Source organism: Terrabacter sp. RAF57, from assembly GCF_052113925.1.
Taxonomy (GTDB): Bacteria; Actinomycetota; Actinomycetes; order Actinomycetales; family Dermatophilaceae; genus Terrabacter.
In genome coordinates this window covers 24,403-47,443 of the sequence record NZ_JBFRDT010000018.1, presented here as the reverse complement: position 1 = coordinate 47,443, position 23,041 = coordinate 24,403, and the positions used below count along the sequence as shown (strand labels likewise).

The 23,041-nt window shown below is 72.2% G+C and carries 15 protein-coding genes; 5 read left to right on the top strand and 10 right to left on the bottom strand.

The window, feature by feature from the left end:
- The first annotated feature begins 9 nt into the window (after positions 1-9).
- From AB4Y83_RS17920 to AB4Y83_RS17905, 4 genes are read left to right on the top strand one after another with little or no spacing between them, the layout of a single operon-like run.
- Positions 10-1,476 (top strand): xanthine dehydrogenase small subunit, encoded by a 1,467-nt coding sequence (locus tag AB4Y83_RS17920; RefSeq protein ID WP_442297691.1) that lies wholly within the window; start codon positions 10-12, stop codon positions 1,474-1,476.
- On the top strand, positions 1,473-3,944 hold the full coding sequence (gene xdhB, locus AB4Y83_RS17915; protein WP_442297690.1) for a xanthine dehydrogenase molybdopterin binding subunit: 2,472 nt from the start codon (positions 1,473-1,475) through the stop codon (positions 3,942-3,944). Before AB4Y83_RS17920 ends, xdhB begins: the two co-directional genes overlap by 4 nt.
- A 1-nt stretch (position 3,945) precedes the next feature.
- Positions 3,946-4,779, top strand: coding sequence for a xanthine dehydrogenase accessory protein XdhC (gene xdhC, locus AB4Y83_RS17910; RefSeq protein WP_442297713.1), 834 nt, complete (start codon positions 3,946-3,948; stop codon positions 4,777-4,779).
- Positions 4,776-6,086, top strand: coding sequence for a guanine deaminase (locus AB4Y83_RS17905; RefSeq protein ID WP_442297689.1), 1,311 nt, complete (start codon positions 4,776-4,778; stop codon positions 6,084-6,086). Before xdhC ends, AB4Y83_RS17905 begins: the two co-directional genes overlap by 4 nt.
- A gap of 76 nt (positions 6,087-6,162) precedes the next feature.
- Here the strand turns inward: AB4Y83_RS17905 and AB4Y83_RS17900 are convergent, their stop codons facing one another.
- From AB4Y83_RS17900 to AB4Y83_RS17890, 3 genes are all read right to left on the bottom strand, one after another.
- Positions 6,163-7,503 (bottom strand): nucleotide disphospho-sugar-binding domain-containing protein, encoded by a 1,341-nt coding sequence (locus AB4Y83_RS17900; RefSeq protein WP_442276360.1) that lies wholly within the window; start codon positions 7,501-7,503, stop codon positions 6,163-6,165.
- Positions 7,500-9,692, bottom strand: coding sequence for a glycosyltransferase (locus AB4Y83_RS17895; protein WP_442297688.1), 2,193 nt, complete (start codon positions 9,690-9,692; stop codon positions 7,500-7,502). Before AB4Y83_RS17895 ends, AB4Y83_RS17900 begins: the two co-directional genes overlap by 4 nt.
- A gap of 110 nt (positions 9,693-9,802) precedes the next feature.
- Positions 9,803-10,789: a helix-turn-helix domain-containing protein gene (locus AB4Y83_RS17890; RefSeq protein WP_442276358.1), complete on the bottom strand. Its 987-nt coding sequence runs from the start codon at positions 10,787-10,789 to the stop codon at positions 9,803-9,805.
- A gap of 230 nt (positions 10,790-11,019) precedes the next feature.
- Here AB4Y83_RS17890 and AB4Y83_RS17885 point away from each other — a divergent pair, with 230 nt between their 5' ends.
- A complete protein-coding gene (locus AB4Y83_RS17885) occupies positions 11,020-14,766 on the top strand; it encodes a S8 family serine peptidase (protein WP_442297687.1) in 3,747 nt (1,248 codons plus the stop codon).
- Positions 14,767-14,939: 173 nt separating this feature from the next.
- Here AB4Y83_RS17885 and AB4Y83_RS17880 read toward each other — a convergent pair whose 3' ends face one another.
- From AB4Y83_RS17880 to AB4Y83_RS17850, 7 genes are all read right to left on the bottom strand, one after another.
- Positions 14,940-16,436, bottom strand: a complete 1,497-nt coding sequence (locus AB4Y83_RS17880) for an NAD-dependent succinate-semialdehyde dehydrogenase (protein WP_442297686.1) — start codon at positions 16,434-16,436, stop codon at positions 14,940-14,942.
- Between the two features lie 83 nt (positions 16,437-16,519).
- Positions 16,520-17,539 (bottom strand): alpha-hydroxy acid oxidase, encoded by a 1,020-nt coding sequence (locus AB4Y83_RS17875; RefSeq protein ID WP_442297685.1) that lies wholly within the window; start codon positions 17,537-17,539, stop codon positions 16,520-16,522.
- Entirely contained in the window at positions 17,536-18,750 is a 1,215-nt protein-coding gene (eboE, locus tag AB4Y83_RS17870; RefSeq protein WP_442297684.1) for a metabolite traffic protein EboE, read from the bottom strand. Before eboE ends, AB4Y83_RS17875 begins: the two co-directional genes overlap by 4 nt.
- Positions 18,747-19,448 carry an E3 binding domain-containing protein gene (locus AB4Y83_RS17865; protein ID WP_442297683.1) on the bottom strand — a complete coding sequence of 234 codons (702 nt, stop codon included), beginning with the start codon at positions 19,446-19,448 and terminating at the stop codon, positions 18,747-18,749. The genes eboE and AB4Y83_RS17865 overlap by 4 nt, the downstream gene beginning before the upstream one ends.
- Before the next feature lie 95 nt (positions 19,449-19,543).
- Positions 19,544-20,521: an alpha-ketoacid dehydrogenase subunit beta gene (locus AB4Y83_RS17860; protein ID WP_442297682.1), complete on the bottom strand. Its 978-nt coding sequence runs from the start codon at positions 20,519-20,521 to the stop codon at positions 19,544-19,546.
- Complete coding sequence (locus AB4Y83_RS17855; protein ID WP_442297681.1) at positions 20,509-21,573, bottom strand: thiamine pyrophosphate-dependent dehydrogenase E1 component subunit alpha; 1,065 nt, start codon at positions 21,571-21,573, stop codon at positions 20,509-20,511. Before AB4Y83_RS17855 ends, AB4Y83_RS17860 begins: the two co-directional genes overlap by 13 nt.
- Entirely contained in the window at positions 21,570-23,036 is a 1,467-nt protein-coding gene (locus AB4Y83_RS17850) for a M24 family metallopeptidase (protein ID WP_442276350.1), read from the bottom strand. The genes AB4Y83_RS17855 and AB4Y83_RS17850 overlap by 4 nt, the downstream gene beginning before the upstream one ends.
- Between the last annotated feature and the right edge of the window lie 5 nt (positions 23,037-23,041).

Genomic DNA, 23,041 nt, shown 5'->3' with positions numbered 1-23,041 from the left:
GACTTTCGGATGACGCCGGGGCAGCGCCTCTCGGTGACGGTCAATGGCACCGAGCGCGGTCTGGCGGGCACCGACCCCGCGACCAATGCCCTCGACTGGCTGCGGGGGCAGGGGCTCACCGGGGCCAAGGAGGGGTGCGCCGAGGGGGAGTGCGGCGCCTGCGCGGTGCTCGTGGCCCGCCCCGACGGTGGGTCGGGCACCGAGTGGACGGCCGTCAACGCCTGCCTCCTGCCGGCCGCCTCGTGGGACGGCCAGGAGGTCGTCACCGCCGAGGGACTCGGGACGCCCCAGCACCTGCACCCCGTGCAGCACGAGATGGCGGTGCGAGGCGGGTCGCAGTGCGGCTACTGCACGCCCGGTTTCGTCTGCTCCATGGCTGCCGAGTACTACCGGGCCGACCGGCAGGACGACGCGGCCCGTGCGGGCAGCGACGCGGACGCGCACGAGTCGGGGCCCAACGGTTTCCGGCTCGGGGCGCTCTCCGGCAACCTGTGCCGGTGCACCGGCTACCGGCCGATCCGGGACGCAGCCTTCGCGCTCGACTCCCCGGCGGCCGACGACGCGCTCGCCTCGCGGCGCTCGGACGCGCCGCCACCTCCGATCGGGACCCGACTCTCGGGGGCGACCGGCACCTATGCCCGGCCAGCCGACCTCGACGAGGCGCTCGAGCTGCTCGCGGCACATCCGGGCGCGGCGGTCGTCGCCGGCTCGACCGACTGGGGCGTCGACGTCAACCTCCGTGGCACCCGGGCGACGTTCGTCATCGGCATCGACCGTCTGCCCGAGCTGCGCCGCCTCGAGGTCGGTGACGAGGCCGTCGAGATCGGCGCCGCGTTGACCCTCACCGAGGTCGAGCGCGAGCTGGCCGGGCGGATCCCGCTGCTCGACCAGGTGTTCCCCCAGTTCGCCTCCCGGCTCATCCGCAACGGCGCGACCCTCGGCGGCAACCTCGGCACGGGCTCGCCGATCGGTGACCTGGCGCCCGCGCTGCTCGCGCTCGAGGCCGTCGTGGTGCTCGCGAGTCCGGACGGGGACCGGCAGGTGCCGCTCGCCGACTACTGGACCGGCTACCGGCAGAGCGTGCGTCGCCCCGACGAGCTCATCCGTGCGGTGCGGATCCCCCTGCCGCTCAGCCCGACCACGGCCTTCCACAAGGTCGCCAAGCGCCGCTACGACGACATCTCCAGCGTCGCCGTCGCCGTGGCCCTCGATGTCGTCGACGGCTCCGTCCGGCGGGCACGCATCGGTCTCGGCGGCGTGGCGGCCACCCCCGTCAGGGCGCTCGCCACCGAGGCAGCCCTGGAGGGCCGTGCCTGGACCGCGGCGACGGTGCAGGCGGCCGCCGAGGTGATGCGGGGTGAGGGCACCCCGCTCGACGACCACCGGGCCAGCGCGGCCTACCGCAGCGCGGTGCTGGGCACCTCGCTCCTTCGCCTCCATGCGGACGAGCAGTCTGCCGACGGGGTGGGCGCATGACATCCCTGTCGCGCCGGGCCACGGATTCCGTCGTCGGACAGCCGATCCCGCACGAGTCGGCCGCCCTTCACGTCACGGGCAGTGCGCTCTACACCGACGACCTCGCGACGCGCACGCACGGTCTGCTCCACGCCCACCCCGTCCAGGCACCGCACGCCCACGCCCGCGTGACCCGGCTGGACGCCGTCCCCGCGCTCGCCGTCCCGGGCGTCGTGCGCGTCCTCACCGCCGCCGACGTGCCCGGCGTCAACGATGCCGGCGTCAAGCATGACGAGCCGCTCTTCCCGTCCGAGGTGATGTTCTTCGGTCACGCCGTGTGCTGGGTCCTGGCCGACACCCTCGAGGCGGCCCGGCTCGGGGCCCTGGCCGTCGAGGTGGACTACGAGCCGCTGCCCTCGGTCGTCACCGTCCGCGAGGCGATCGAGGCCGGCAGCTTCCAGGGCGGCCAGCCGCGGCTCGAGCGCGGGCAGGTCGACGAGGCCTTCGTCGCGGCCGAGCACGTGTTCAGCGGCGAGCTCGACCTCGCCGGGCAGGAGCACTTCTACCTCGAGACGCACTGCTCGCTCGCCCACGTCGACGAGGGCGGACAGGTCTTCGTCCAGAGCAGCACCCAGCACCCGACAGAGACCCAGCAGATCGTGGCGCACGTGCTGGGCCTGGCCAGCCACGCCGTCACGGTCCAGTGCCTGCGGATGGGAGGAGGCTTCGGCGGCAAGGAGATGCAGCCGCACGGCTACGCAGCCGTGGCCGCCCTGGGAGCCGTCCTGACCGGGCGCCCCGTGCGCCTGCGCCTCACCCGGACCCAGGACCTGACGATGACGGGCAAGCGACACGGCTTCCACGCGCAGTGGCGTGCCGCGTTCGACGGTGACGGCCGGATCCAGGCGCTCGATGCCACCCTGACCTCCGACGGCGGCTGGAGCCTCGACCTCTCCGAGCCCGTGCTGGCGCGGGCGCTCTGTCACGTCGACAACGCGTACTGGATCCCCCACCTGCGGGCCGACGGGCGGATCGCCCGGACCCACAAGACGTCCCAGACGGCGTTCCGCGGGTTCGGCGGACCCCAGGGGATGCTCGTCATCGAGGACGTCCTCGGCCGCTGCGCACCGCTGCTCGGCATCGACCCCGTGGAGCTGCGCCGCCGCAACTTCTACGCGGAGGGCCAGGCCACGCCGTACGGCCAGGTCGTCCGTCATCCCGAGCGGGCCGTCGCCTGCTGGGAGCAGGTGCTGACGACCGGCGAGCTCACGGAGCGCTCGGCGGCGATCGCCGCGTACAACGCGTCCCACGAGCACACGAAGCGGGCCCTGGCCGTCACCCCGGTGAAGTTCGGGATCTCCTTCAACTTCACCGCCTTCAACCAGGCCGGGGCGCTCGTGCACGTCTACAAGGACGGCTCGGTCCTCATCACGCACGGTGGCACCGAGATGGGCCAGGGCCTGCACACGAAGATGCTGCAGGTCGCCGCGACGTCGCTCGCCGTCCCCCTGTCGCTCGTCCGGCTGGCGCCGACGCGCACCGACAAGGTGCCCAACACGTCTGCGACGGCGGCGAGCTCGGGGGCCGACCTCAACGGCGCAGCGGTCAAGGACGCCTGCGAGCAGATCCTCGAGCGGCTCCGCGCCGTGGCCGCCGCCCGGCTGGGCGTCCCCGCCGAGGACGTGCGGTTCGAGGACGGGTGCGCGCGAGCGGCGTCGGGAGCGGCGACAGGCGCAGCAGAGGTGGCCTGGGCCGATCTCGTGAGCGAGGCCTACTACCAACGGGTCCAGCTCTGGGCTGCCGGCTTCTACCGCACCGAGGGACTCCACTGGGACTCGACGAGGATGCAGGGCTCGCCGTTCAAGTACTTCTCCTACGGCGCCGCGGCAGCCGAGGTCGAGGTCGACGGCTTCACCGGCGCCTACCGGCTGCGCCGCGTCGACATCGTGCACGACGTGGGTGACTCGCTCTCTCCGCTCGTCGACCTCGGCCAGATCGAGGGTGGCTTCGTGCAGGGTGCGGGCTGGCTCACCCTCGAGGACCTCCGGTGGGACGAGTCCTCCGGCCCGACACGCGGCCGGCTCGCCACGGCGTCGGCGAGCACCTACAAGCTGCCGAGCTTCTCGGAGATGCCCGAGGTCTTCAACGTCGCACTGCTCGAGCGCGCCACCGAGGACGGCGTCGTCTACGGGTCCAAGGCCGTCGGGGAGCCCCCGCTCATGCTCGCCATCTCCGTCCGCGAGGCCCTGCGCCAGGCGGCCGCCGCGTTCGGGCCCGCCGGCACGCAGGTCGACCTCGCGTCGCCGGCCACACCCGAGGCAGTCTTCTGGGCTGTCCAGCAGGCACGAGGCGCCGGCCAGCCGCCGCACACGGTGGCGGTCGTAGGGGGCGGGCGCCAGGGCGTCGGCGTCGCGCCCGAGCGTGCGGACCCCGACGGGCACCCGCTGCGCCCGCACTCGGAGCAGGTCGCTGCCGGAATGGGTGACTGACGTGCACTGGCTCTCGGCAGCCCAGCGGCTGCGTGCGGACCGGATCCCCGGCGTGCTCGTGACGGTCGCGGCCGTCCGCGGCCACGCTCCGCGCGAGCCCGGCGCCAAGATGGTCGTGTCGCCCGACGACACCTGGGGCAGCATCGGCGGCGGCAACCTCGAGGCGACGGCCGTCGAGCGGGCTCGCGCCATGCTCGAGCGGGCCGACGCCGGCCCCGAACAGCTCGACCTGGCGCTCAACGAGCGAGCACCTGTCGAGCACGGCCAGCAGTGCTGCGGCGGCGAGGTGTCGGTCCTGCTCGAGCCACTGCCCGTCGTGCCCTCCGTGGCGATCTTCGGGATGGGGCACGTCGGCGCCGAGCTGGCGCGCATCCTGAGCCGACACGACCTCGAGCTGCACCTCGTCGACGGCCGGGCCGACCGCGTGGCCGCGGGACGACTCGCGGGGCTCGCCGACGCCGTGGCCGGCGTGCACGTCCACCACGCGCCCGTGCCGGAGCTCGTGCTCGGGCAGGTCCCGCGCGGCACGCACGTGCTCGTCATGACCCATGACCACGCCGAGGACGTCGCGCTGTGCGACGCCGCCCTGAGGTGCTCGCACCTGGGCTCGATCGGGCTCATCGGGTCGTCGGTGAAGTGGCGCCGTTTCGAGCAACGCCTTGCGGCAGAGGGCCATTCGGCGCAGGACCTGGGCAGGATCACGACGCCGATCGGGGCGCCCGGGCTCACCGGCAAGAGCCCGGCGACCATCGCCGTGGCGGTCGCGGTCGACCTGCTCGCGGCCTTCGAGCGGGAGCGGCAGCTCGAGCGCAAGACGCCGGGCACCCGTCCGTGACGATCTTCAGGGTGCGCGTCCTCGACACGCCGACGAGCCCCTTCGCCGGAGGCACGCTCCGGTCCGACGACGACTGCGGGCTGCTCGTCGGGGACGGCGTCATCACGGCACGCGGCCCCTTCGACGTGGTGCGCGCGGAGCATCCCGACGAGCCGGTCCTCGACCTGCGCCAGGGTCTGCTCCTGCCGGGGCTCGTCGACACGCACGTGCACTTCCCCCAGGTGCGCGTCATCGGCGGGCTCGGCCTGCCGCTGCTCGACTGGCTGGACCGCTATGCCCTGCCGGAGGAGATGCGGCTCGCCGACGTCGACCACGCACGGGGCGTGGCCCGTGACTTCGTGGCGGGACTCGTCGACGCCGGGACGACGACCGCACTCGTCTTCGGGGCCCACCAGGCCCCGGCCGTCGACGTGATGTTCGAGGCGGCCGACCACTGGGGCCTGCGGGTCACGACCGGACTCGTGACCTCGGACCGGCTGCTGCCCGAGCCGCTGCTCACGACCCCCGAGCGCGCCTACGCCGAGTCGCGCGAGCTCGCGGCCCGCTGGCACGACAAGGGCCGGCTGCGCTACGCCGTCACACCACGCTTCTCCCTCTCGGCGAGCGAGGGGGTGCTCGAGGCCTGTGCGGCCACCTTCTCCGAGGTGCCGGGGTCGCTCTTCACCTCGCACCTCAACGAGAACCTCCACGAGATCAGCGAGGTCGCCGCCCTCTTCGGCGGGGCCTCCTACGTGGACACCTACGACCGCTTCGGCCTCGTGACGCCGAGGTCGGTGCTCGCTCACGACGTCCACCCGACCGATGCCGAGCTGGGCACGCTCGCCGCGCGCGGCGCCGCCGTGGCGCACTGCCCCACGAGCAACGCGGCGCTGGGCAGCGGGCTCTTTCCGCTCCGTCGTCACATCGAGGCCGGGGTGCGCGTCTCCCTCGGCTCGGACGTCGGCGCCGGCACCGGCTTCTCGCTGTTCAAGGAGGGACTGCAGGCCTACTTCGTCCAGCAGCTCCTCGGCCCGGACGGGATGCTGCTGACCTCGGCCCACCTGCTCTGGCTGAGCACCGGGGCCGGCGCCGACGCGCTCGGGCTCGGTGACGACGTGGGTGACCTGTCGGTCGGCAAGCAGTTCGACGCCGTCTGGGTGCTGCCCGAGCCCGGCGACCCGCTCGCCGTGGGCCTCGACAACGCCTCGTCCCCCGAGGACGCGCTGTCCAAGGTCTTCGCGCTGGGGACGACCTCCGACGTCGGGGGCGTGTGGGTCGCGGGTGAGCAGATCGCCGCCGGCCGGTGGCGGAGCCCACGCCCCCGCTGACGTGCCCCCGCCCTACCGAGGGCGTATGCCGCCGCCCCACCTGCCGGGTCGACGTCCCCACGCGCCGGGGTGACGCTCAGAGCGTTGCGGGACCGCTCCCGTGTGCGGGCGTGGTCTGCCGCGTCAGTGCGTCGCGGGCCCGAAGGGGTCCCGGGTGCTCGCGCATCGACGCACCCAGCCGGTGAAGCCCCGCGCGGTCCACGGAGTCCGCGGGACCCATCAGGCGCTCGGCGGCCGAGCGGATCGCGGCGGCGTCGGCGCGGTTGGGGTCGAGCACCTCGCCCAGCCGCTGCGCCTCGACGGCGGCGGCGCCGGCGAACTGGTCGGTGGAGAGGGGGAGGAGGAGCAGGGGAACGCCGGCTGTCAGTGACTCGGTGACGCTGTTGTTGCCGCCGTGCGAGACGGCCACGGAAGCGTGACCGAGCAGGGTCACCTGCGGGAGCATCTCGCGTACGAGCCACGACTCGGGGAGTGCACCCAGCAGGGGGCGCGGCGTCGACCCGTGGGCCAGGGCGACGCGGACGTCCAGTGGGCGCAGCGCCTCGACGATCGTCGCGAGCAGGTCGGAGCGGGCGGAGAGGAAGCTGCCGAGGCTGACGTAGACGACCGGCTCGTCGCTGCGGCCGAGCCACGTCTCGACCTGCTCGTCCGAGGCCTCGGCCCGCACCGCGGAGCCGAGGAAGGTGTGGCGCGGGAGCAGGGCGGTGCGGTCGTGGTCGTGCAGCTCCGCGGGGTAGTTGAGCATGAGGACGTCGCCGGTCTCGGCGAAGGCGTCGACGCTCGGCGTGGCCCCCGGCGACAGCAGCGCCAGTGCGGCGTTCCACTGCGCGGTGAAGTCGTCGCGCACCTGCTCCGAGAGGCGCCGCAGCTCGGCGAGCGCGTCCGGCCCGGGCGTGAAGGCACGAGGCCAGGCAGGCGGGTAGCCGTAGACCTCGTCGCCGACGGTGAGAGCGGACGGGTGACCCAGCACGACGTCGGCGTGGCTGGTGCCCCTGCTGGCGAGACCCAGTCGCGCACCGAAGGCGAGGTGGTCGACGACGACCGTGTCCGGGCGCACCCGGTCGACGACGTCGTGCACGGCCCGGGCCACGCCCACGGCGTTCCAGAGGAGGTCGTCACCACGCGCCCGGGCCTGGTAGGCCAGCGTCTCGACGGCGCCGAGCCGCGTCGCCTCGAAGAACCCACGGAGCGAGTCGTCCTCGCCCGCCGGCTGCTCCTCGGCCCGGATGACGCCGGGGTTCGAGCCGCGCCCCAGCTGCAGGTGCTCGCGCTCGTAGCCGAAGGCGGTGACGAGGGCATCGGTGGCCGTGCCGGTGGCGACGACGACGCGCTCACCCGCATCACGCCAGGCCGTGGCGAGGGTGGCGAGCGGGTAGAGGTGGGAGGCGTAGTCAGGGCTGATGACGAGGAGGGTCACGAGGCTCCCTCCACGGCGTCGGAAAGGCGCGGCTCGCCCGCTCGCTGCGGCGCCACCTCACGGTAGACCGCGGCGAGCGACGCGGCCATCGTGTCGATGCCGAACCGCGTGCGCACCATGTCCCGGGCCTGCGCCATCCGGGTGTCGGCTTCCGGTGCGGCTGCGAGGTCGAGCGCCTCGTGGGTCGCGCCCGCGAGGCCGGCGGCAATGGACGTGTCGGCGAGGATGCCCGTCTCCCCGTGGGCGACGTAGGTCGCCGGGCCCCCGCCGTCGGGTGCGACGACGACGAGCCCGACGGCCATCGCCTCGAGGATCGCGATGCCGAACTCCTCCTTGAGGCTCGCGCTCACATAGACGCCGGGCGGCGCCGTGTCGCCCGGACGTCCGCGCAGCCGCGCGAGCCACGCGATGGTCGTCGTGTTGGGACGGTGCCCGGCCACGAGCAGCCCCAGGTCGGCCGCCTCGGCGGCAGGCACGACGGCGTCGATCCGGGCCAGCTCGGCGGCCTCCTCGTCGCTCGGGTGGTCGAGATCGCCGCCCACGAGGAGCAGGTTGCAGCGCTCGCGCAGCCGGGCGTCGTCGCGCCAGGCCTGCACGAGGGTCGCCATCCCCTTGACGGGGTTGAGCCGACCGACCGACACGACGGTCGGCAGGGCTCGGCGGTCCTCGGGGAGGGTGTCGAGGAGGCTGTCGAGCTGGTCGACGGCGGATGTGACGCCGGACCCGCGGCGACGTCCCGACCCATCCAGGGTCTCGCCGACGATGCGGTCGACACCTGCCACGTCGATGCCCTCGCCGACGACGCTGAGGCGGTCTCGCTGCACGTCGATGTCGATCCCGAGGTAGCGCCGCAGGTCGTCGCCGACCTGTGGGCGCGGGAAGAGCACGAGGTGGGAAGCGCGCGCGGCGAGGTCGCGGAGCAGCTGGTCGCGGAACCACAGGTGCTCCACGAGATCGGCTGCGTCGAACCCGGCACGGGTCAGCGTCCCGGCGTGGTCCCGCGCGTCGATGAGGGCCTGGGGGTCGGGCGCGAGGGTCAGCACGACGGGGATGCCGAGCTCGTCCGCCACTTCTGCGGCGGCCATGGACCCGACGTCGGCCATCCGCAGGTGGATCGCGTCGACGCGACCGGCGGTCCGGAGGACCCGGCGGATCCCGCGGCGCGCCGCGACCCGCGCAGGCCACGCACGGCTCACCCCCACAGGACCCGACAGCGGCACCTTCGCGTAGTGGTGGCCCCTCGCGAGAAGCGAGGAGCCGACGTGGCCACCGGGCGCGGCGGACGGACGTCCCGAGGGGAACTGGGCCGGTTCGGGGCTGCCGCCCGACACGGTGATGACCCGAGTCATCGCGGGCTCGCCGCGCAGCAGGGCGTCCCCGAGGTGCACGAGCAGCGTGGCGATGCCGCCCGTGTCGCCCCGGCCGGAATGGTGCAGCTGTCCGTCGATGTCGGAGTGGAGGAAGAGCTGCACGACGGTCAACCCGTCGGGCACGGGCGGTGCCGGGGCCGGACGCAGGTCGAAGAGGGCGAGCCGGGCGGTCTGGGCCAGAGGGCCGACCGTACGGGCCAACGACACGAGGAGTGCCTCGGCGCTGTGGTCGGCTGCGGGTCCGTCGCCGAGGGCGGCCGTCGCGGCCGCGCGCACCGGGAGCGCCTCGGTGTCGTCTGCCGCGAGAGCCACGAGCGCCATCGTGGTCGCTGCGCCGGGCACCAGCCCCAATGTCTCGGCCAGTCGGGTGCGGCCGTCGTCGTCGGTCGTTGACGCCAGCCCGGTCACCAGGGCGCCACGCACCCGGTCCGGCTGCCGCACCGCCCAGCTCTCGAGGGTGCGCTGGGCCAGCATCCCGGTGAAGCCGCCGTCGCGGCTCGAGCTGACGAGGTGCGGCAGCGCCTCGTCGACGGGAGCCGTGTGCCGCAGCGCGTCGAGCGCGTGCTCCGCCACGTGGCGCCGCCCGTCAGCCACCAGGCGTGCGAGCACCGGTGCCGCGGTGGGGTCGTCGCAGACGCCGAGCGCGTGGACGGCGGCGAGGGCGGTCAGGGGATCGTCGGAGAGCGTGGCCGAGATCAGGTCACGGACGCCGTCACCGTCCGCCTGCGCAGTGACATCGGCGAGCGTCGACGCTGCCCGCATGGCTTCGAGGAGGGTCGGAGCGGTCCGGACCGCCTCGAGCGCGGAGCGGGGGTCCATGGCTCCGACCTTAAGCGTCCGATCGCGAAGATGTACAACCCTTGTCCAACGTTGGCCGAGGAGTCGGGCACTCCAGGCCGCCTCAACGGTCGAGGGCGGAGTCCCTCGAGCTACGGTCGGCGGAGCCAGCCCTTCTCGTGTGCCGCCCAACCCAGCTGGATGCGGCTGTTGGCACCGGTGGCATCCATGAGCGACCGGACCCGGCGCTGGACGGTGCGTAGCCCGACGTCGAGCTGCCGCGCGACCAGGACGTCGGAGGCGCCGGCGATGAGGAGCGAGAGCACCTGGAGGTCGGTCTCGTCCGGACCCGGGGCCGTCTCCACGAGCTCGTCGCTCTCGGGAGACACGAAGTTGAGCGGCCAGGCTTCGCGCCAGACGAAGTCGAAGAGCGACAGGAGGGACTGGACGAGCCCGGTCGAGTGGATGACGAGGGCCGCCGGCTCCGGGGAGTCTGCATCAAGGGGCACCATCGCGGTGCGACGGTCGGCGATGACGAGCTTGGTCGGGACACGGTCGCTGATCCGCACCTCCTCGTCGCGGCGTATCACCGCCACCAGCTCGGTCTGCGACGTCTGCTCCAGCACGTCGCGCTCGAGCACGACCCGGTACCGGACGCCGCGGGCCGCCGCGATGTCTTCGGCCTGGTTCTCCGACGCCGTCACGGCCGTCGGGTTGTCGGTGACGAGGACGCAGACCTCCTCGACGGCGCCCAGCTGCAGCTGGTGGAACCGCTGTCCGACCGCGCCGGCCCCGACGACCACCTCGACGAGATCGTGAACGCTCCCCGCAGCATCGGTGCGGTGCGCCTCCGCCAGCCGCGCGGCCACGAGCTCGGCCTGATCGAGCTCGTGWCGGCGGTCGTTGAGGAGGGCGCGCAGCGCGATCCCCGGTGGCGCCGCTACCCAGCGGCCCGGCGTGGCGGCCGACTGTGCCACCAGTCCCATGCGCTCCAGCCCGACGAGACTCTCCTCGACCTCCGCGTTCGAGAGCTGGCAGCGATGGGTGAGGTCGTCGACGGTCGTGCCACCCAGCCCGACCAGCGTGCGGTACAGGTTCGCCTCCGCCGGACCGAGACCCAAAGCCGCAAGCGCTTCCATGTCGCTCCTTCCGCCAACTCTGACGTCGTCAGGGCGGGTGGCGCACCTGCGCCATGACGCATAACCGCCGCACGCACATTCTTCCGGACAAACCGGCGCTCCGGCACTGTGACTGACGGCGCCGGATTCCCCACCCGGCGCCCCCCACGCAGCGTGACCCGAACAGCGGCTCGCGCCCCCACTCCCCGGAGGACCACAGCATGCGCCCCATCTGGCGTCACACCCTAGGGGTGGCAACGGTTGCCATCGTTGCCGCCACCGCGGCCGCCCCCACCTCGGCCTTCGGCCAGGGCTCAGGTGCCCCACCCCGTCCGATCGTCGGATCGCGCGCTGCCCAGGCGACGAGCGACGCTCCCAAGACCGTCACCCTGATCACGGGCGACAAGGTCCTCGTCACCGGGGCAGGCACCAACGCCCCGATCGTCACGGTGCTACCGCGCGAGGACGGCGCCGTGCCCTCCGTGGAGACTCGGCGGGTCGGCAAGGACGTCTACGTCTACCCCGCCGATGCCGTGGACGCCCTGTCTTCCGACAAGGTGGACGAGGAGCTCTTCAACGTGACGGGGCTCGTGGCCATGGGCTACGACGACGCCAGCACCGACAGCGTGCCGGTCATCGCCCGCTACTCCACGGACCTCAGCCGGGCGCGTTCCGCGCCCGCCACGCCGAAGGGCGCTGCCAAGGGTCAGACCCTGCACTCGATCGACGGCATCGCGCTCAAGGCCGGCAAGGCGCAGGCCGCTGCCTTCTTCGCGGACGCGACGGACCCGTCCACCGCAGCCGGTGCGAAGATCGAGAAGATCTGGCTCGACGCGAAGGCGTACGCCACGCTCGACCAGTCGACGAAGCAGGTGGGCGCCGACCTCGCCTGGGCGAGCGGACTCAAGGGCAGTGGCACCAAGGTCGCCGTCCTCGACACCGGCGCCGACGCCGAGCACCCCGACCTGAAGGGTCGGATCGTGGCGTCCAAGGACTTCACCGGGTCGGCGGGTGGCGCACTGTCGGACGTGCAGGGCCACGGCACGCACACCGCCTCCACCGTGGGCGGCTCTGGTGCGGCGAGCGCTGGTCTCGAGAAGGGCGTCGCCCCCGAGACCCAGCTGCTCATCGGCAAGGTGCTCGGTGACAACGGTGGAGGTTCCGACTCGATGATCATCGGCGGCATGGAGTGGGCGGTCGGGCAGGGCGCCGACGTCGTCTCCATGAGCCTGGGCAGCAACGGGTCGCCGTCCGCCTGCAACGATCCCATGTCGTCGGCGGCCCAGGAGCTCGCCACGACGAGCAAGGCGCTCTTCGTCATCRCTGCCGGCAACACCGGCTCGGCCAACAACACCGTCTCGGCTCCCGGCTGTGCTCCCGCCGTGCTGACGGTGGGCGCGGTGGACCGTCAGGACGTGCCGGCATGGTTCTCCAGCCGCGGGCCCACAGCGGTCGACCACACCCTCAAGCCGGAGATCTCGGCGCCGGGCGTCGGCATCACCGCCGCGCGCTCAGGCGGGCGGGGCGACAACGCGTACGTCGCGATGTCGGGCACGTCGATGGCGACGCCGCACGTCGCCGGTGCCGCCGCCATCGTCAAGCAGACGCACCCGACCTGGACCGGGCAGCAGCTCAAGGCGGCCCTCGTGTCGTCGGCGAAGTCCGATGTCCCCGGTGACGTCCGCGCGCAGGGTGCCGGCCGCCTCGATGTCTTCGCCGCCACCAAGGCCTCGGTCACCACGATGCCGGTGCAGGGCGGCACCTTCGCGTGGCCGCACACGAGCGCCCAGGTCACGACCATCGACCTTCCCTACACCAACGTCACCGACCAGCCGGTCACCCTCAAGCTGTCCGTCGCCGGTGTCACGGGTGACGACGGTTCCGCCGTCACGTCGACGCCGGCCGTCCTCGGAGCCTCGTCGGTGACCATCCCCGCTGGTGGCACCGTCAAGGTCCCGCTGAAGGTCGACCCGACCGCGAAGCTCGCGGCTGCGCAGTACGGCGACGTCACGGGCCGCATCCTGGCCACCGGCGGCGCCAACGTGTCGACGCCCTTCTCGCTCTACGTCACTCCCCAGACGGTGCAGCTCACCGTCCGGATGAAGGACCGCCTCGGTCAGCCCGCCAACCTGGGTTCGAGCGTCGACGTGGTCAACATCGACTCCATCAAGGCGCAGCGCGCCTTCAACAACGGTGCCGCGGAGCAGACGTTCCAGGTGCGTCCCGGCACCTACTTCCTGTCGAGCTTCGTCAGGAGCCCCGACCCGACCTGGCTGACCCCGAACACCGTCGGCTCCATCGCCTACTTCGGCCGACCGGAGATCAAGATCACCGGCGACACGACCGTCGACTTCGACGCGACCAAGGCGCACCTGCTGTCGGTCAAGACGGACCGACCCAGTGAGCCCAAGGCCTCGGTCCTCTCGTTCTCCCGCACGTGGGACGACACGTGGATCCACGCCGGCTCCCTCAGCAGTGGCTCGACGACGACCGCCGTGTACGCCGACGTGCAGGGCAACCCCCAGCAGGGCACCTGGGAGTTCGGTGACTGGTCGCGCCGCTACGCGCCTGCCGTCGAGTCGCTGTCGGTCGTCGCAGGACCGGTGCTGCACCCGATCGCGGCGCCGAACGCGGCGCCGGGCCTCGACGGTGTCGGCACTGCGGGTCTCGTCGACGGTGGTACCGGCTCGATCTTCGACCCCGCCCGCGTGGGTGGCAAGGTCGTGCTCGTCAAGGTCAGCACCGCTGGCATCTCCCCGTCGATGGTCAACCGGGCTCGCGCGGCCGGTGTCAGGGCCCTGCTCGCGTACGCTCCGGCTCCCGGCAAGTGGCTGCCGGTGGCCGGGTTCACGCCGCTCAGCGTGGCGACCTACTCCCTTCCGATGGCCGAGGGCGACCAGCTCCAGGCGCTCCTTGCCACCGCCCCCGGTGGTCAGCTGACGCTCTCCTGGAAGGCGACGGCCAGCAGCCCGTACGTCTACAACCTCGGCTTCACCCAGTCGACCCCGCTGACCGACGACAAGACGTTCGTCGCCCAGGACAAGAAGCTCGGCCGCACGGAGGCGGACTACAAGGGCATGGGTGTCGACACGCCGCTCCTGGACTACGTCTATGCCGGTCGTGACAACGGCGTCACCTTCGGTGTCTCCGCCTATGAGGCGGTCCACGTCGCGAGGAAGCGCACCGAGTTCTACACCGACGGCGGCACGAAGTGGCTGCACTACCTCACTTCGAGCTTCCCCTTCGGAGAGGCGATGACCGAGGCCTGGCGCACCTACCCGGCCGGCAGCGTCCGCACCGACAGCTGGTACGGCGGCATCGTCGCCCCGGCTGCGATCAAGAACGACCAGGGCGTCGAGCAGCTGACGGCCGAGCGGCAGGGTGGCCTGATGGGCTTCGCCCCCCAGATGTGGGGCGACGACTTCGGGCACGTGGCCAACCCCGGCAGCTTCGGGGACGAGGGCAACCTCACGCTGCGCCGCAACGGCGAGGAGATCGGCTACAGCTACACCCCCAACGGCGTCTTCGAGGTGCCGGCCGAGGACTCGGCCTACGAGCTGGAGATGAACACCGGCAAGTTCGGGAGCCCGGCGCGTCAGTGGGCCCGATCGACCGAGGTCACGACGACGTGGCGCTTCCGCTCCGCGCTCGACCCCGACACGTTCTCGGTCGGTCTCCCGCTGCTCTTCCCGCGGGTCGGCCTGCCCGAGGAAGGCAGCAAGACCCTCGCCGCCTCGGCGGGGCAGGTGCTGCCGATCCGGGTCACCGGTCACGGCGGCTACGCCCCTGGTGACATCGTCTCGGCGACGTTCGCCTTCTCCTACGACGGTGGCACGACGTGGACGGACGCCGCGGTGTCCAGCAACGCCGGGGCGTGGAGCGCGGTCGTCGACCACACGGGTGCCAGCGGCAAGACGGTCACCACGCGGGTCGAGGTGACCGACCGCAAGGGTGCTTCGGTGACGCAGGTCGTCAAGGCGGCCTACGCGGTGCGCTGACGAAGCGACAGATCTCTCGACATGGCGGATGCCGCCCACCTCCCCGGAGGTGGGCGGCATCCGCCCATGACTCGGCGCACCTGCGCGCCGGGAAGTTCACCGCGAACCCGGCTCGCTCGTGCTCGCGGTCATCGCACGCCCCGGGGAGTGAGGGCGCGGCGGCGGACCGACCCTCATCCGAATGCTGCGAAGGGGTCGGCCACGCCGATGTAGCAGGTCTCGAGGTACTCCTCGATACCTTCACGTCCTCCCTCGCGGCCGAGGCCGGACTGCTTCACGCCGCCGAACGGAGCTGCCGGGTTGGACACCACGCCCGTGTTGAGGCCGAGCATCCCGGTCTCCAGACGTTCGCCCATCCGGAGCCCTCGGTCGAGGTCGCGGGTGTAGACGTAGCAGACGAGTCCGAACGGCGTGGCGTTCGCGAGGCGGACGGCCTCGTCCTCGGTGTCGAAGGGAACGATCGAGGCGACCGGTCCGAAGATCTCCTCGTCGAGGATGTCCGCGCCGGCTGGCACGTCGGTGAGGACAGTGGGCGGGAAGAAGTGGCCGGGTCCGTCGAGTGCCCGGCCACCGAGGGCGAGACGGGCGCCCGCGGCGACGGCTCCGTCCACGAGACGGCCCACCCTCGCGACGGCCGCGGCGTTGATGAGGGGACCCAGGCGTGTGGCCGGGTCGGTGCCACGACCGACCGTGACGGAGGACATCCGTGCTGCGAGGGCCTGTCCGAACTCGTCGGCGAGGCTCCGGTGCACGAGGAAGCGGTTGGCGGCGACACAGGCCTCACCGCCGTTGCGCAGCTTGGCGGCGAGCGCTCCCTCGACGGCGGCGTCGAGGTCGGCGTCCTCGAAGACGATGAAGGGGGCATTGCCTCCGAGCTCCATCGAGACCCGGAGCACCTGGTCGGCCGAGGCGGCGATGAGCCGCTGGCCGACCGGTGTCGAGCCGGTGAACGACAGCTTGCGCAGCCGCGCGTCCGACAGCAGCGGGCCGCTCACCGACCCCGGGTCGGTCGTGGGGATGACGTTGAGGACACCCGGCGGCAGGCCGGCGTCCTCGAGGACCTCGGCGAGGAGCAGGGCGCTCAGTGGGGTCAGCGCGGCAGGCTTGAGGACCATGGTGCAGCCCGCGGCGATGGCCGGCGCGATCTTGCGGGTCGCCATGGCGAGCGGGAAGTTCCACGGTGTGATGAGCAGGCACGGCCCGACCGGTCGCCTCGTGACCACGAGGCGGTTGGCTCCGTCGGGAGCCGTGGAGTACCGGCCGGAGATCCGCGTTGCCTCCTCGCCGAACCAGCGGAGGAACTCGGCCCCGTAGCTGACCTCGGCGTGCGCCTCGGCGAGGGGTTTGCCCATCTCGAGGGTCATGGTCAGCGCGAAGTCCTCGGCGCGGATGGTCACGAGCTCGAAAGCCTGGCGGAGGATCTCGGCTCTGACGCGCGGTGGAGTGCGCCCCCACGACGGCTGGGCGGCGTGCGCCGCAGCGAGCGCGCGGTCGCCGTCGTCGGGTCGCGCGTCGGCGACGGTGGCGAGGACGGTCTCGGTGGAGGGGTCGACGACCTCGAACCGGCCACCGTCGGCAGCCTCGGTCCACCGGCCGTCGATGTAGAGCCCGGTGGGGATCCGAGCCAAGAGAGCGCGTTCGGTCTGGTCCGTGACCGCTGTCGTCGTCATGTCGTCACTTCCTAGGTAGGGGAGAGGGAGGGCGCTCGCGCAGCGCCAGCACGGCATACGCCCGTGCGGGAGCGGCGCTGGTCCTAGCGGCGCACGAGGTCGGGCCCGACGTCGGCGCAGGACCGGCACCCGGCGAGGGCGAGCGCCTCCTCGACCTCCGAGGCCATGTCGACGAGAAGGCCTCGCACCCCGTCGGACCCGCCGGTGGCGAGGGCCCAGATGACCGGTCGTCCGACGAGCACGGCTCGCGCTCCGAGGGCGAGCGCCTTGAGGACGTGCGATCCCGTGCGGACGCCCCCGTCGACGTAGACCTCCACCCGGTCGCCGACGGCCTCGACGACCTCCGGCAGGGCCAGCGGCGCCGGGACGACCCCGTCGAGCTGCCGCCCTCCGTGCGTCGACACGACCACGGCAGAAGCGCCGGCAGCCACACAGTCCCTGGCGGCCTCTGCGGTCAGCACCCCCTTGGCCACGACGGGCAGCCCGCTGGTCGCGGCGAGCCGTTCGAGGTCGTGTGGGCCGACGTCCGCGGCCTGCACCATCCGTCGGTCGCCGACGTCGCGGTGGTCGAGCGACTCGATGATCCCGGTGCTCGGACGGGAGACAGGGAGGCCGGCGCGCTTGCGAGCCACGCGGGGGGTGTCGACGGTGACCACGAGAGCCAGCGCACCGGCGGCGGCGGCACGGCGGCCGACCTCGTCGGTGACGCCGCGGTCCTGCAGCACGTAGAGCTGCTGCCAGAAGGGACCGGCAGCGGCGGCGACAGCCTCCACCCGGGTGCTCGACCTCATCGACAGCACGAGGAGACTGCCCGCCGCCCGGGCCGCCTTGCCCACCCCGACCTCACCCTCGGGGTGGGCCAGCCGGTGGGTGGCAGTGGGGGCGACGAGGACGGGCGAGGTGATCGGATGTCCGAGCACCTGAGACGCCGCCGAGGTCGCCGACACGTCCCGCAGCACCCTCGGCCGCAGCAGCACCTCGTCCCAGGCCTGCTCCTGCCGCGTGAGCGTGGTCTCGTCCCCTGCGCCCGCGGCGAAGTAGGCGAACACGTCTGGCGGGAGGGCGGCCTCGGCCCGGTCCCGCAGGGAGGCATGGTCGATCATCGCCCCGGGTCCAACCGATCCAGCTCAGCGCGGATCCACTCCAGCTCGCGCGAGACGTAGTCGACGATGTCGCCGTTCTTGAGGTGCGCGGGCAGCACGTCCCACGTGTAGGTCTCGATCTCGAGGTGGTCCGAGAGCGGGGTCCGGGCATGCACCTCGAGCGCGGCCACGATGCCGGCCCGCGTCGTGCTGAGTCCGTCCAGGTCCTCGAGGAAGATCGGTACGTGGAAGTGCGTCCGCCACTCGCGAGGACCTCCTGCGGGGTCGGCGCGCCAGGCCCGGATGGCGTCGGCGAGGTGGAGAAACCGCGTGAGGCGCCCGTCTCGTCGCTCCGTCGTCTGGCTGAGGTAGATCGTGTCCGTGAACGCCTCGAGGGCGTCCACGGCGGAGTCGGTGACGTCCGGGACGCGGAGCGCGGCTGCGGCCTGCAGCTTGAAGACCGGGACCCCGGCGTCGGAGAGCAGCTCCAGCGACCGGGCGATGTCCTCGAACTGCACGGACTGGTGGCAGATGTCGAAGACGACGCCGAGGTGGCGACGGACCAGCCCCGCGACCTCGCTGACGGGGAGTCCCGTGAGCCGGCACAGGGTTTCCGTCCCGGTCGAGGACCAGACGTCCTCGCGGAACCAGTCCACCGTCTCCGGGGTCGTCTCGAGGAAGCAGGCAGGCTCCGGCTCCAGCGCGAGCTTGACTCGCCGCCCCGTCGTGCGCTCGAGGTCGACGAGGTGTGCCACCACGGTGAGGACGTTCTCGGTCAGCGTGGCCCGGTCCGCGGTCGTCTGCACCTTGGGTCGGAAGGCGAGCGGCGAGGTCTGGATGGACGGTGACACGTGGGACGGGCAGACCTCGGCGAGGATGTCGGCGACCTGGCAGGTGTAGCGAACCCGGTCAGGATCCGACCAGTCGGGCTCGTACACCTCCTCCATCACGACACGACCCTTGAAAGGGCCGTAGGGGAAGGCATTGACGGTGTAGACGTACATGTCGTTCTCGTCCAGCCAGACCCGCAGACGTTCCCGCTCGCCCGGGTCGTCGGTCAGCGTCTGCGCCGACGAGGCGGACAGACGGAGCGAGACGGCATACGACGTGTCGGGCGACACCCTCCGCTTCACGGCCGGCGCGTAGGTCATGAGGCTGTCGCGCATCTCCGGCCAGGTGTCGCCCGGGTGCACGAGGGTGGAGTACGCGAGGTGCTCGGTCCGGGCGTTCACGACGAGCTCCCGCTCTCGTGGGCCTCGAGGCGCTGACGCACCCGGGCGAGCAGCCGCGCTGCGCTGGCACCAGCCAGATGCTCGTCGACGGTGAGAGCGAGGTGCACGAAGGAGCCGATCCCGATCCCGCGTCCACCGTCGGGGAGCTCGACGACGGTGGGACGGTCGACGACGTCTCCGAACGAGATCGCGACGACCACGCCGTCCTCGAGCACGGGGACGTCGAACAGGACGCCGGTGCCCCGGAGGTCGTGGACCGACAGCTCGGGCCGGGAGGCCTGCCCCTCAGAGCCGTTCAGGGGTGTGTCTGCGGCTCCGAGGACCCGCTCGATCCCCTGCACTCCGAGGTCGTGGGCGTTGACGACCGTCCGTGGCGCGCCCCCGGGCGGCCCATGGACCGACACCGTCGTAGGGACGACCTCGGCCGTCGCCGCGCGGACGGACCGGACCGTCCGGACCGACGACTCGACGAGCCAGGCGAGCAGGTCAGGTGAGGTCGTCAGACGGGTGACCTCCACCTCGGTGACCGCGGTGTGGCGAGCGCGCACCGTGCCGGGAGCGGCGACCGGAGTGGCGAGCGGGAGGGACTCCGCCATCGAGGCCGCCCGGTCCACGTCGTCCGTCGTGACCCGGCCGCGCGGACCGGTGCCGGTGAGTCCCCCGAGGTGCACGCCCCGGTCGTGCGCCAGACGACGCACCCGGGGAGAGTGCACCTGCCGGGGGCGGTGGCCACCTGAAGCGCGAGGGGCCGGCCGACCCCCGGGGAGGAAGGGCGCCAGCGACGGAGGCACGCTCACGACTGGAGCGCCTTCTCGACAGTCCGGGCGACGCTCTCGGCGGACGGCATGACGAGGTCCTCCAGGGAGTCGGCGGACGGCAGCGGGATGTGCGGGGTCGTGATCCTCTGCACCGGTCCGTCGAGGTCCCAGAACGCCTCGTCGGCGACGAGCGACGCGATCTCGGCACCCCAGCCGAGCAGCTGGGGATTCTCCTCGACGGTGAAGAGCCTGCCGGTCCTGGCGACCGAGTCGAGGATCGTCCGGGTGTCGAGAGGTACGAGGGAGCGCACGTCGATGACCTCGGCATCGATGCCGCGGGTGGCCAGGTCCTCCGCAGCAGCCAGCGCCCTCGGCACCATCATGCCGAGCGCCACGATGGTCGCGTCGCGACCGGGGCGGCGCACCTTGGCGGTGCCGAGCGTGTCGACGATCTCGCCGTCGGGCACCTCGCCCTTGGCGGCATACAGACCCTTGTGCTCGCAGAAGATCACCGGGTCGTCGTCCCGGATCGCCGCGGCCATCAGGCCGACGACGTCCTCGGCGGTCGACGGCGTCACGACCTTGAGCCCCGGGATGGCCATGGCCCAGTTCTCGATCGACTGCGAGTGCTGGGCCCCGAAGCGCAGGCCTCCGCCGTTGCCCGTCTTGATGACGAGCGGCATGGTCACCTGGCCCGCCGTCATGTAGCGCGTCTTGGCGATCTGGTTCACCACGATGTCCCAGCACACGGCGAAGAAGTCCGAGAACATGATCTCCGCGACCGGTCGTAGCCCGGTCATCGCCGCGCCCATGGCCGCGCCGAGGATGGCCTGCTCGCTGATGGGTGTGTCGATGACCCGCTTCGGGCCGAACTCGTCGAGCAGGCCGACCGTCGTCTTGAAGACGCCGCCGGCCCCGGCGATGTCCTCGCCGACGACGACGACGCGCTCGTCGCGGCGCATCTCCTGTGCGATGCCGCGCGCGACGGCATCTCGGTAGCTCAGTTGCGCCATGACCATCCTCCATCAGCCCAGACATCGGTGAACGCGCTCTCGGGAGAGGGGAGCTCGCCGGCGATGGCTCCCTCGGTGGCCGCATCGACGAGCGCGAGAGCCGTCGCGTCCATGGCATCGAGCTCGGCCTCCGGAACGCCGAGCCGCCCCAGTCGCTCGCGGTAGATCGTGAGTGGGTCGTAGGTCTTCCAGGCGTCGACCTCCCCGGTGGGACGGTACTTCCCGGGGTCGGCGCGCGAGTGCCCTCCGTGGCGGTAGGTCAGGGCCTCGACGAGCGAGGGGCCCCGGCCCGAGCGCGCCCGGTCGAGGGCTTCGAGCGCGGCGAGGTGGACGGCGTCGGCGTCGTTGCCGTCGACGACGATCGACTCGAGTCCGTACGCCGCGGCCCGGTCGGCCGCCGGGTGCGCGACGGCGGTGATGTCGCGGATGGACGTGTACTCCATGTAGAGGTTGTTCTCGCACACGAAGACGACCGGTAGTCGGTACACCGCGGCGTAGTTGAGGGCCTCGTGGAAGGCGCCGATGTTGGTGGTCCCGTCGCCGAAGAAGCAGACGGCCACCTGGCCCGACCCGCGGTACTGCGCGGACCACGCAGCTCCGTTGGCGATCGTCAGGTGCGCCCCGATGATGGCATAGGACCCCATCATCCCGTGCTCGACGCTCGTGAGGTGCATCGAACCGCCCTTGCCTCCCATCAGGCCGTTGGCCCGTCCGAGCAGCTCGGCGAGCACCGGTGTCATCGGCACGCCCCTCGCGAGGGTGTGTGCGTGGCCGCGGTACGTGGCGAAGGTGTAGTCGTCCTCGTGCATGGCGGCTCCGAAGCCCGCCGCGATGGCCTCCATGCCGAGCGACAAGTGGCTCGTGCCCTTGACCAGCTGCTTCATGAAGAGGTCGTAGGCGCGCTTCTCGAAGGTCCGCATCTCTCGCATCGAGCGGTAGAGCTGTCGCCGCGTCTCCAGGTCGACGTCGAGCGCGTCGTTGCTGTCGCTCCGCTCCGGTGGGAGCACGACGCCGTGCTCGCCGTAGCGGTGCTCCGCCAGGGGCAGTCTCATGCGCCGACCTCCGCCGGGGTGGAGCTGTTCCTCGTGCCGGACTCGGCATCGGTGCCGGAGTCGGCGTCGGTGCCCGAGTCGGCGTCGGCATCGGTGCCGGAGTCGGCATCGGTGCCCGAGTCGGCGTCGGTGCCGCGCGGCGCGCGGTTGAGGTGGGACTGGCTGTCGCGCATCGTCGGCAGGTGGCCGCCGGTCGTGAAGTAGCGCTTGCCGGCCACGAGCAGCTCCTCGGCAGGGAACTTCGTGATGACCTCGCAGCCCGTGGCGGTCACGACGACCTCCTCCTCGATCCGGGCCGCCCCCCAACCGTCGGCCGCGGGCCAGTAGGTCTCGAGGGCAAAGACCATGCCCTCCTCCAGCGTCTCGGGGCTGTCGAAGGAGGTGAGGCGGCTGAAGATCGGTCGTTCCCAGATCGACAGGCCCACGCCGTGGCCGTACTGGAGCGCGAAGGCCGCCTCCTCGTTGGCGAAGCCGAACTCCTGCGCGGTGGGCCACAGCGCGACGACGTCAGCCGTCGTCACGCCGGGCTTGACGATGTCGATCGCCCGGTCCATCAGCTCGCGACAGATCGTGTACGCGTCCCGCTGGGCCCGTGATGCGCTGCCCACGGCGAAGGTGCGGTAGTAGCAGGTCCGGTAGCCCATGTGGCTGTGCAGGATGTCGAAGAAGGCCGGGTCGCCGGGCCGGATCAGCCGGTCGGTGAAGACGTGCGGGTGCGGTGAGCACCGTTCTCCCGAAATGGCATTGACTCCCTCGACGTGCTCCGAGCCGAGGTCGTACAGCGTCTTGCTCACCACGCCGACGCACTCGTTCTCACGGACGCCCGGACGGAGGAACTCGTAGAGGTTCTCGTAGGCAGCATCCACCATCGACGCTGCCTGCGTGAGCAGGCCGATCTCGTCCCCGGTCTTGATCCGCCTCGCCTCGAGGAAGAGCTGCTGTCCGTCGACGACGTGGAAACCCGCCGCCTCGAGCGCGAAGAGGACCGGCGGCTCGACGATGTCGACGCCGATGGCCTGGCCGTCGAGCCCGAAGTCGCGCATCACCTGGGCGACCTTGGCGGCCACGTCCGCGGCGCGCCCTGCCCCGGGGGAGATCGCGCCGCGCAGCGTGGAGATGCCCGCGCGGGCGCCGTAGTGTTCTCCCCGACCCGCAGCCGCGTGTGGTTCGTCGAGCCAGGTGGACTGCAGCTGGTGGTGACGGGCGGCCGACCCGAAGTCCCACAGGACGGGGTCCCCCCCGCGGGGGAGAATGGCGAAACGGATCATCTTGTCCATCGCCCATGTCCCGATGTGGGTCGCGGTCATGTAGCGGATGTTGTGGAAGTCGAAGGTCAGCAGGGCGCCGAGGTCCGACCGGTCGAGCTCCGCCTTGAGCCGGGCCAGGCGCTCGCGGCGCAGCCGGTCCAGGTCCAGGCGACTCTCCCAGTCGACCGCGTTCGTGCCGTACGTCGGTGACACCATGACTA